This window comes from Streptomyces sp. S3(2020) (assembly GCF_013044505.1).
In the GTDB taxonomy this organism is placed as follows: domain Bacteria; phylum Actinomycetota; class Actinomycetes; order Streptomycetales; family Streptomycetaceae; genus Streptomyces.
This window is the reverse complement of record NZ_JABERD010000299.1, coordinates 1-9,080: the sequence shown is the minus strand read 5'-3', so window position 1 is coordinate 9,080 and position 9,080 is coordinate 1. Positions and strand designations below refer to the sequence as shown.

Annotated in this window: 11 protein-coding genes and 1 pseudogene; 5 read left to right on the top strand and 7 right to left on the bottom strand. The window is 68.2% G+C overall.

Annotated elements, in window-relative coordinates; all coding sequences use genetic code 11:
* Both HLK59_RS45380 and HLK59_RS45375 read left to right on the top strand, forming a co-directional pair.
* A partial coding sequence (locus tag HLK59_RS45380) for a hypothetical protein (protein ID WP_171147526.1) occupies nt 1–763 on the top strand: 763 nt, incomplete at its 5' end.
* Between the two features lie 97 nt (nt 764–860).
* A complete protein-coding gene (locus HLK59_RS45375) occupies nt 861–1,040 on the top strand; it encodes a hypothetical protein (protein ID WP_171147525.1) in 180 nt (59 codons plus the stop codon).
* 24 nt (nt 1,041–1,064) lie between these two features.
* Here HLK59_RS45375 and HLK59_RS45370 read toward each other — a convergent pair whose 3' ends face one another.
* Nucleotides 1,065–1,406 carry a metal-sensitive transcriptional regulator gene (locus tag HLK59_RS45370; protein WP_046262890.1) on the bottom strand — a complete coding sequence of 114 codons (342 nt, stop codon included), beginning with the start codon at nt 1,404–1,406 and terminating at the stop codon, nt 1,065–1,067.
* A 224-nt stretch (nt 1,407–1,630) separates the two neighbouring features.
* On the opposite strand from HLK59_RS45370, the gene HLK59_RS45365 reads away from it, so the two are divergent.
* The 3 genes from HLK59_RS45365 to HLK59_RS45355 all read left to right on the top strand — a co-directional run bounded on the left by HLK59_RS45365 (nt 1,631) and on the right by HLK59_RS45355 (nt 3,766).
* Nucleotides 1,631–2,251, top strand: coding sequence for a DUF47 family protein (locus HLK59_RS45365; RefSeq protein WP_059195745.1), 621 nt, complete (start codon nt 1,631–1,633; stop codon nt 2,249–2,251).
* Nucleotides 2,252–2,256: 5 nt separating this feature from the next.
* Nucleotides 2,257–3,255 (top strand): inorganic phosphate transporter, encoded by a 999-nt coding sequence (locus HLK59_RS45360; RefSeq protein WP_171147524.1) that lies wholly within the window; start codon nt 2,257–2,259, stop codon nt 3,253–3,255.
* 88 nt (nt 3,256–3,343) lie between these two features.
* Entirely contained in the window at nt 3,344–3,766 is a 423-nt protein-coding gene (locus HLK59_RS45355) for a hypothetical protein (protein ID WP_171147523.1), read from the top strand.
* 112 nt (nt 3,767–3,878) lie between these two features.
* On the opposite strand, the gene pstB is transcribed toward HLK59_RS45355, so the two are convergent.
* From pstB to HLK59_RS45325, 6 genes and pseudogenes are all read right to left on the bottom strand, one after another.
* Nucleotides 3,879–4,655, bottom strand: coding sequence for a phosphate ABC transporter ATP-binding protein PstB (gene pstB, locus HLK59_RS45350; protein WP_171147522.1), 777 nt, complete (start codon nt 4,653–4,655; stop codon nt 3,879–3,881).
* Nucleotides 4,656–4,696: 41 nt separating this feature from the next.
* Nucleotides 4,697–5,743, bottom strand: a complete 1,047-nt coding sequence (gene pstA / locus HLK59_RS45345; RefSeq protein WP_171147521.1) for a phosphate ABC transporter permease PstA — start codon at nt 5,741–5,743, stop codon at nt 4,697–4,699.
* Nucleotides 5,740–6,744, bottom strand: coding sequence for a phosphate ABC transporter permease subunit PstC (gene pstC, locus HLK59_RS45340; RefSeq protein WP_171147520.1), 1,005 nt, complete (start codon nt 6,742–6,744; stop codon nt 5,740–5,742). Before pstC ends, pstA begins: the two co-directional genes overlap by 4 nt.
* A 113-nt stretch (nt 6,745–6,857) precedes the next feature.
* Complete coding sequence (pstS, locus tag HLK59_RS45335; RefSeq protein WP_171147519.1) at nt 6,858–7,982, bottom strand: phosphate ABC transporter substrate-binding protein PstS; 1,125 nt, start codon at nt 7,980–7,982, stop codon at nt 6,858–6,860.
* Nucleotides 7,983–8,260: 278 nt separating this feature from the next.
* Nucleotides 8,261–8,683 carry an NUDIX hydrolase gene (locus HLK59_RS45330; protein WP_171147518.1) on the bottom strand — a complete coding sequence of 141 codons (423 nt, stop codon included), beginning with the start codon at nt 8,681–8,683 and terminating at the stop codon, nt 8,261–8,263.
* Nucleotides 8,680–9,080 (bottom strand): annotated as a pseudogene (locus HLK59_RS45325) (metal-binding protein); the annotation flags it as partial. The gene HLK59_RS45330 and the pseudogene HLK59_RS45325, both read right to left, overlap by 4 nt.

The window sequence follows — 9,080 nt, the reverse complement described above, 5'->3', positions numbered from 1 at the left end:
GGGGGGGGCGGGGAGCGGGGGCGCCGTCGGGGACGGGCGCAGCTCGGGCGACCCCGTCGAGGTGGTGCGTCTTGCCGCCGACCGGCTGGTGGCGGCGGAGAGTTCCAAGGCCCGGACCTCCATGGAGATGGCGACCGGGGGGACCCGCGTCACCATTCGGGGAGAAGGGGTCTACGACTACCGGCGGCAGCTCGGGGAGCTGAAGGTGCTGCTGCCGCAGGATCCGGCCGGGACGAGCGAGCACCGGCCCATCACCGAACTGCTCGCTCCGGGCGCGTTGTTCATGAAGAACCGCGGCGCCGGGGTGCCCTCCGACAAGTGGGTGCGGGTCGAGACCGCCTCGCTGGCGGACGGGAATCTCGTCACCGGCGGCGCCACCGATCCGTTCGCCGCCGCCGAACTGTTGCGCGGGACGCGTTCGGCGACCTATGTCGGGGAGACCGAGGTCGCGGGGGCGCGGGTGCGGCACTACCGGGGGGTCGCCGATCTGACCGTCGCCGCCGAGGACGCCTCCGCCGGGAACAGGTCCACTCTGGGCGCGGCGGCGAAAGGGTTCGCCACGGCTCGGGTCCCCTTCGACGTCTACCTCGACGACGACGGGCGGATCCGCAAGGTCCGGCATCGGTTCAGCTTCGTCAACGGACAGCAGGAGGGGACCGTGGCGGTCGCCTCCACGACCTTGCTCTACGACTTCGGGGTCGCCGTCGACGTACGGCTTCCGGACGGCGACGACATCTACGCCGGGAAGATCGCCGAGGGGTGAGCAGCCGTGACGGGCGTCAAGAACTAGCCCGTCCGTGCCATGCGCGGTGCGTAGGGCGCTCCCTACTCTAGGAAGCGGTGACGGCAGAGAAGAGGTGATGCACGTGGCTCCGGTCGGCGGTACGGCAGTTCAGGACCACGTGGCCCTCGCCGAGATCGAGCTGTGCGGAGACCTGATCATCGCGGCCTCGGCCGCCCGCGAGGACCGGCTCAGCCTTGAGAGCATCGACGAGGTGCTGAAAGTGGCCCAGGAGCGTGAGGACGCCTCCGGCGCGTGAGCCGCCCGGGGGCGTTCCCTCATCTCATGTGCGCAGCAGTCTGCCGATCGCCTTCGTCGCCTCTTCCACCTTCGCGTCGATCTCCTCGCCGCCCTTGAGGGCCGCGTCGGCGACGCAGTGCCGCAGGTGCTCCTCCAGCAGTTGCAGGGCGAAGGACTGCAGGGCCTTGGTGGAGGCGGACACCTGCGTGAGTATGTCGATGCAGTAGACGTCCTCGTCGACCATGCGCTGAAGGCCGCGGATCTGGCCCTCGATACGGCGCAGGCGCTTGAGGTGTTCGTCCTTCTGCTTGTGGTAGCCGTGCACCCCGTGGTCGTGATCGGTCTCCGCGGAGGGCACTTCCGCGCCGGCCTCGGTGGTCGTCATCGCGTCCTCCATATCTGCGGGCCAATCTGAGGGTCGATCCGAGGGCAGACATATACCCCTACTGGGTATATCGTACCGAACTTTGGCGGGTATAGGGCCTGCGGAAGGCCCCCGTGCCGACCACTCTGCCTGATGGGCGACACTGGGGGACGGCCCATTAGCCGTGGCCGGATGATGCACTTAGCATCAGCCTGACCGAAACCCATGCACCCTGAGGACCCCTTGTGCGCTTTCGTCTGACCCCCAGGGAGACGAGCTTCTACGACATGTTCGCCGCATCCGCGGACAACATCGTCACGGGCTCGAAGCTCCTCATGGAACTGCTCGGGGCGGACACCGCCGGCCGGGCCGAGATCGCAGAGCGTATGCGGGCCGCGGAACACGCGGGTGACGATGCCACGCACGCGATCTTCCACCAGCTGAACTCCTCGTTCATCACGCCGTTCGACCGCGAGGACATCTACAACCTCGCGTCGTCCCTCGACGACATCATGGACTTCATGGAGGAGGCCGTCGACCTCGTCGTCCTCTACAACGTCGAGGAACTGCCCAAGGGCGTCGAGCAGCAGATCGAGGTGCTGGCGCGGGCCGCCGAGCTCACCGCCGAGGCCATGCCGAACCTGCGGACCATGGACAACCTCACCGAGTACTGGATCGAGGTCAACCGGCTGGAGAACCAGGCCGACCAGATTCACCGCAAGCTGCTCGCCCAGCTCTTCAACGGCAAGTACGACGCCATCGAGGTGCTGAAGCTCAAGCAGATCGTGGACGTACTGGAAGAGGCGGCCGACGCGTTCGAGCACGTCGCCAACACCGTGGAGACCATCGCGGTCAAGGAGTCCTGAACCACGTGGACACCTTTGCTCTGATCGTGACCATCGGCGTCGCGCTCGGCTTCACGTACACCAATGGTTTCCACGACTCGGCCAACGCGATCGCGACCTCGGTCTCCACGCGCGCGCTGACGCCGCGGGCCGCGCTCGCGATGGCGGCCGTGATGAACCTCGCGGGAGCGTTCCTCGGCAGCGGTATCGCCAAGACCGTCAGTGAGGGTCTGATCGAGACGCCGCACGGCAACCGGGGGATGTGGATCCTCTTCGCCGCGCTGGTCGGCGCGATCACCTGGAACCTCGTCACCTGGTACTTCGGGCTGCCCTCGTCGTCGTCCCACGCTCTGTTCGGCGGTCTCGTCGGCGCCGCGCTCGCGGGCGGGATCGGGGTGATCTGGTCCGGGGTGGTCGAGAAGATCGTCATCCCGATGTTCCTGTCGCCGATCGTCGGTCTCGTGGCCGGCTACCTGGTGATGGTCGCGATCATGTGGATGTTCCGGAAGGCCAATCCGCACAAGGCCAAGCGCGGTTTCCGGATCGCGCAGACCGTGTCGGCGGCCGGAATGGCGCTCGGTCATGGTCTTCAGGACGCGCAGAAGACGATGGGCATCGTGGTGATGGCGCTCGTCATCGCGGATGTCGAGGACGCGGGCGACCCGATCCCGGTGTGGGTCAAGATCGCCTGTGCGGTGATGCTGTCGCTCGGCACGTACGCGGGTGGCTGGCGGATCATGCGGACTCTCGGGCGGAAGATCATCGAGCTGGATCCGCCGCAGGGCTTCGCCGCGGAGACCACGGGTGCGGGGATCATGTTCACCACCGCGTTCATGTTCCACGCGCCGATCTCGACGACCCATGTCATCACCTCGGCGATCATGGGCGTGGGCGCGACGAAGCGGGTGAACGCCGTGCGGTGGGGTGTCGCGAAGAACATCATCCTGGGCTGGTTCATCACCATGCCGGCGGCTGCGCTGGTCGCGGCGGGTGTGTTCGGTGTGGTGAACCTGGCGTTCCTGTAGAAACTCCCGACCCGTTGGCACCTCCCGTGGGACCATGACGGAACGCGCGTTCTATGAACGGGTGTTCGACCATTGAAGGGGGAATTCCATGGCGATTCTCGGCAGGCGTTTGCTGTCCGGTGCGGGAGCGGTGGGGGCCGCGGCGGCCACCATGCTCTACGTGGCCTCGCCCGCCTCGGCGGCGATCGACCGCTACGGCATCAGCACCGTCGGCTCGGGCAGCTACGCGAACGCGGCGGGCTCGATCGACTTCTACACGGACGGCGACGACTTCAACATCTGCGACAACTCCACCGACGGTGCCGGTGTCGTCGGCTCCTGGAAGATCGGCAGCTCCGGCACCGTCCACGACGTCTACAACGGCAAGGGCTTCGCCAAGTGCGAGTGGGTGAACGAGCAGTTCGCCGAGTCCGCCACGATCTACATGAAGGTCTGTCTCCGCGACAACGGAGATCTGAAGGAAAACACGTGCAGCGGCTGGAAGAAGGCCTACGCCGACGGCGTGGGGTGACCTCCGGGTGAACGAACGGGCCCGCCCCCTGGGAGCCAGGGGGCGGGCCCTTTTGTGTCCTCGCGGTGGCACCGCCATGCAGCACCGCGAGGGGTCTTCGACGGGTGCCGGTCTAGCCGAAGCGGCCCGAGATGTAGTCCTCCGTGGCCTGGACCGACGGGTTGGAGAAGATGCGCTCCGTGTCGTCGATCTCGATCAGCTTGCCGGGCTGGCCGACGGCCGCGAGGTTGAAGAACGCGGTGCGGTCCGAGACACGGGCGGCCTGCTGCATGTTGTGCGTCACGATGACGATCGTGAAGCGCTCCTTCAGCTCGCCGATCAGGTCCTCGATGGCGAGGGTGGAGATGGGGTCCAGGGCCGAGCAGGGCTCGTCCATGAGCAGGACGTTCGGCTCGACCGCGATTGCGCGGGCGATGCACAGACGCTGCTGCTGACCGCCGGACAGGCCCGAGCCCGGCTTGTTCAGGCGGTCCTTGACCTCGTTCCAGAGGTTCGCGCCCTTGAGGGACTTCTCCACGACGTCCGCGAGCTGGGACTTCTTGTACGAGCCGTTCAGGCGCAGGCCCGCCGCGACGTTGTCGAAGATCGACATCGTGGGGAAGGGGTTGGGGCGCTGGAAGACCATGCCGACCTCGCGGCGCACGGAGACCGGGTCGATGCCGGTGCCGTACAGGTCCTCGTCGTCCAGGAGCACCTTGCCCTCGACACGGCCGCCGGGGGTGACCTCGTGCATCCGGTTCAGGGTGCGCAGGAACGTCGACTTGCCGCAGCCGGAGGGGCCGATGAAGGCCGTCACCGAGCGGGGCTCGACGGTCATCGAGATGTCCTCGATCGCCTTGTGGGCGCTGTAGTAGGCGGTCAGTCCGCTTACGTCGATTCGCTTGGCCATGATTACGTCACTTCCAGGGATTCAGTCGCCGAGAGGCCGCGTCAGCGACCGGTCTTGGGGGCCTTCCAGCGGGCGATGCCGCGGGCCACCAGGTTCAGGATCATCACGAAGGCGATCAGCGTCAGCGACGCCGCCCAGGCGCGGTCGTAGGCCGCTCCGGAGCCCGCGCTGTTCGCGTACTGCTGGTAGATGTACAGCGGCAGCGAGGCCTGCGCACCCTCGAAGGGGTTGTTGTTGATGAACGGGTTGCCGAACACCAGCAGCAGGACCGGGGCGGTCTCACCGGCGATACGGGCGACCGCCAGCATGACGCCGGTCGTGATGCCGCCGATCGAGGTCGGCAGGACCACCTTCAGGATCGTGCGCCACTTCGGGACGCCCAGGGCGAGGGAGGCCTCGCGCAGCTCGTTCGGGACGAGCTTGAGCATCTCCTCGGTGGAGCGGACGACCACCGGCATCATCAGGATGGCCAGGGCCAGCGAGCCGGCGAACCCGAAGGGCTGCATCTCGAACATCAGCATGAGGCTGAGGATGAAGAGGCCCGCGACGATCGACGGGATGCCGGTCATGACGTCGACGAAGAACGTGATGGCCTTGGAGAGGCTGCCCCGGCCGTACTCCACCAGGTAGATCGCGGTGAGCACACCGATCGGGGCGGCGATGATCGTGGCGAGGCCGACCTGCTCCAGGCTGCCGAGGATGGCGTGGTAGATACCGCCGCCCGCCTCGGTGTCGGCGACCACACCCATGGAGTGGGTCAGGAAGTAGAAGTCGAGGACCTTCACACCGCGCGCCACCGTCACCCAGATCAGGGAGATCAGCGGGATGAGGGCGATCAGGAAGGAGACCCAGACCAGCGAGGTGGCGATCCGGTCCTTGGCCTGCCGGCGGCCTTCGACGCGGGCGGCGATGCCGTAGGTCCCGACGAGGAAGAGGACCGCGGCGATCAGGCCCCACTGGACCTCGCTGTCGAGGCCGGCGCCCAGACCGATGCCGACCGCGACGGCGATCGAGCCGGCCGCGATGGCGTACGGGGACCACTTGGGCAGACGGGCACCGCGCAGGGTGCTGACGGATGCGGTGCTCATGCGTTGGCCCCCGAGTACTCCTTGCGGCGGGCGATGATCGCGCGGGCCGCGCCGTTGACCAGCAGCGTGATGACGAACAGGACCAGACCGGAGGCGATCAGCGCGTCACGGCCGAACTCGGTGGCCTCACCGAACTTGCTGGCGATGTTCTGGGCGAAGGTGCCGCCGCCCGGGTCGAGCAGGCTGGCCTGGATGTCGAAGGTCGGGGAGAGCACGGTGGCCACGGCCATCGTCTCGCCGAGCGCGCGGCCGAGACCGAGCATCGAGGCGGAGATCACGCCGGAGCGGCCGAAGGGGATCACCGCCATACGGATGACCTCCCAGCGGGTGGCGCCGAGCGCCAGGGCCGCCTCCTCGTTCATCCGCGGCGTCTGCCGGAACACCTCACGGCTGACGTTGGTGATGATCGGCAGGATCATGATCGCGAGCAGGATGCCGACGGTCAGCATCGAGCGGGGCGCGCCGCCCTGCCAGGAGAAGATGCCGGTCCAGCCGAGGTAGGTGTCCAGCCAGCCGAAGAGGCCGGTCATGTTCGGGACCAGGACCAGGGCGCCCCACAGGCCGTACACGATGGACGGCACGGCGGCGAGCAGGTCGATCACGTACGCGATGGGGCCGCTGAGCTTGCGCGGGGCGTAGTGCGTCAGGAACAGCGCGATGGCGACCGCGATCGGGACCGCGATGGCCATCGCGACGACCGAGGAGACGACCGTGCCGAAGGCGAGCACCGCGATGCCGAAGACCGGCGGGTTGAGGCCGGTGTTCCACTCGAAGGTGGTCAGGAAGTTGCCGTCGTCCTTGCTGATCGCGAGGGACGCGCGGTAGGTGAGGAAGACCGCGATCGCGGCCATGATCACCAGGAGGAAGATGCCCGAGCCGCGGGACAGCGCGAGGAAGATGCGGTCGCCGGGGCGGGTGGCGCCCTTGGCCGCCCGCTTCTGCTCGGTCGGGGTGGGCTGTGGGGTGGGGGGAGGTGCGTCGGTTATCTGTGTGGTGTCCATCGGGTTCTCCGGTCTGCGGAGTCGTACGAATGTGCGACTCCTGGCGGCGGTGCACCGGACGGTGCGGTCCGGTCCGGGGTTTCAGACCCTGGACCGGACCGCACGCGTAAGGATCAGCTCAGGCCCTCGATGGTGGTGCGGACCTTGGCGATGATGTCGTCGGGGATCGGGGCGTAGCCGGCGTCGGCGAGCACACCCTGGCCGTCCTCGGACGCGATGTAGCGCAGGAACGCCTTCGTGGCGGGCAGGCTGTCGGCCTTGTTGCCCTTGTCGCAGACGATCTCGTAGGTGACCAGGGTGATCGGGTAGGCGCCGTCGGCCTTGGTCGCGTAGTCCAGCTTCAGCGACAGGTCCTTGCCGGTGCCGACGACCTGGGCGGCCGCGATCGCCTTGGTGGCGTTCTCGACGGTGGCCTCGACCGGGGCGGAGGCGCCCGTGTCGATGGTGACCGGGACGATGCCGTCCTTGGCGTACGACAGCTCCATGTAGGAGATGGCGCCGGAGGTCTGCTTGACCTGCTGGGCGACACCGGAGGAGCCGGCGGCCGACTGGCCACCCTTGGCCTGCCAGGCCTTGCCGCCCTCGTACTTCCAGTTCGCCGGGGAGGCGGCGATCAGGTACTTGGTGAAGTTGTCCGTGGTGCCGGACTCGTCCGAGCGGTGGAACGCCTGGATCTTCAGGTCGGGGAGCGTGGCGTCGGGGTTGAGCGCCTTGATCGCCTTGTCGTTCCAGTTGGTGATCTTGCTGTCGAAGATCTTGGCGAGCGTCTCGGCGTTGAGGACGAGCTTGTCCACGCCCGGGACGTTGAAGCCGACCGCGATCGGGCCGCCGACCATCGGGAGGTCGATGCCCTGGCCGCCGGAGCAGACCGACTTGGAGGCGGTGACCTCTTCCGGCTTCAGCGCGGAGTCCGAACCGGCGAAGGCCACCTGGCCCTGGGTGAACGCGGTGACGCCGGCGCCGGAGCCGCCGCCCTTGTAGTTGATCTGGACGCCGGAGCAGGCGGCCGTGAACTGCTTGACCCAGGCGTCGATCGCGTTCTTCTGCGCGGAGGAGCCGTCGGCGAGCAGCTGACCCTTGGCGTCGTCACACTTGATGGAGCTGTTGGCGGCGGTGGAGCCGCTCGCGTCAGCCGAGGTGCCGGTGTCGTCGGAGCCGCACGCCGTGAGGGCCAGGGCGCCGGAGACGGCGATCGCGCCGAGAGCGAGAGCCCGCCGGTTCTTGCGCTGAAGCTTCACTGAGGGAGTTCCTTCCGAGAGCCGCCGTCCTGAATCCGGCGGCGTGCGAAGACTGGGTGATGCGGACACGACTTCGAGGTGTTCTCCCGAGGAGCGGTCCGCACCGCGTAAGGCCGAAATTAGGCAGATCAGGTGAAGGCGCCGACTGGCGTAAATGAACGGCGGGTGAACCCCTGCGGAAGGGGCGGTTAGGTCACGGAACGCTCACATCGAGGACACGGGGGCATTCCATTGGGCTGAGCGGGGGCGCCTAGGAGCTCGGGGGCTCGGTGGGGGCCCTAGGCGAGATGCAGCGAGGCCAGTAGAGAGGCCACCAGCGTTCTGTCCCTCGGCTGCGTCAGACGGTTGGCCGCTGCCGTCGGGGAGAGCCAGAGGATGCGGTCGACCTCGGCGTTCGGGGTGAAGGTGCCCGTGATCGCCTCCGCGGCCCAGTAGCGGACCTGCTTGGGGCGGCCGTTCGCCAGGTAGTGCATGGCCGGGAGCTCGGCTCCGGTCGTGGCCGTGTAGCCCGTCTCCTCCGCCACCTCGCGCAGGGCGCCGGCCAGGGGGTCCTCGGCGCGCTTCAGCTTGCCCTTGGGGTGGGACCAGTCGTCGTACTTCGGCCGGTGGACCAGGCAGATCTCCAGCTCGCCGTCGAAGGGGGAGCGGCGCCACAGGACGCAGCCGGCCGCCTGCACGGTGGTGCTGTCGGAAGAGCTCACCGGGTACTCACCGCCTCCATCTGCCACGCACGCTGGAAAGCGAACCTGGCGGCTTCCACTTCGTGGCGCTGATCGGCGTGCAGCACACCGAGGGCGTACGCGGTCGCCGGTGCGATCCGGGGCGTGCGGGCCGCCTGCGCGGCGGCCGCGGCGGCCTCGGAGGCGTCGCGGTGCCGGTCCAGTGCCTCGCCGGCCGCGAGCAGACGTACGTCGGCCAGGTCGCCTTGCAGGACCTCGCGGGCGTACCGGTGCAGGCGCAGCAGCAGGCGGACCTGGTGCCAGGGCGCGTCCTGGGGGTGCGGGGCCGGGTCCGGGGAGAGGCCGTGGACGAGGGCCTCCGCGTTGTAGGGGTGGCCCGCGGTGACCAGGGGGAGGGCGGCGACGGCGTCCTTGAGAC

Coding starts and splice junctions, on each gene's coding strand:
- HLK59_RS45375 (WP_171147525.1), top strand. CDS start 861: ATGCACGTGGCTCCGGTCGGCGGTACGGCAGTTCAGGACCACGTGGCC.
- HLK59_RS45370 (WP_046262890.1), bottom strand. CDS start 1,406: ATGACGACCACCGAGGCCGGCGCGGAAGTGCCCTCCGCGGAGACCGAT.
- HLK59_RS45355 (WP_171147523.1), top strand. CDS start 3,344: ATGGCGATTCTCGGCAGGCGTTTGCTGTCCGGTGCGGGAGCGGTGGGG.
- pstB (WP_171147522.1), bottom strand. CDS start 4,655: ATGGCCAAGCGAATCGACGTAAGCGGACTGACCGCCTACTACAGCGCC.
- pstA (WP_171147521.1), bottom strand. CDS start 5,743: ATGAGCACCGCATCCGTCAGCACCCTGCGCGGTGCCCGTCTGCCCAAG.
- pstC (WP_171147520.1), bottom strand. CDS start 6,744: ATGGACACCACACAGATAACCGACGCACCTCCCCCCACCCCACAGCCC.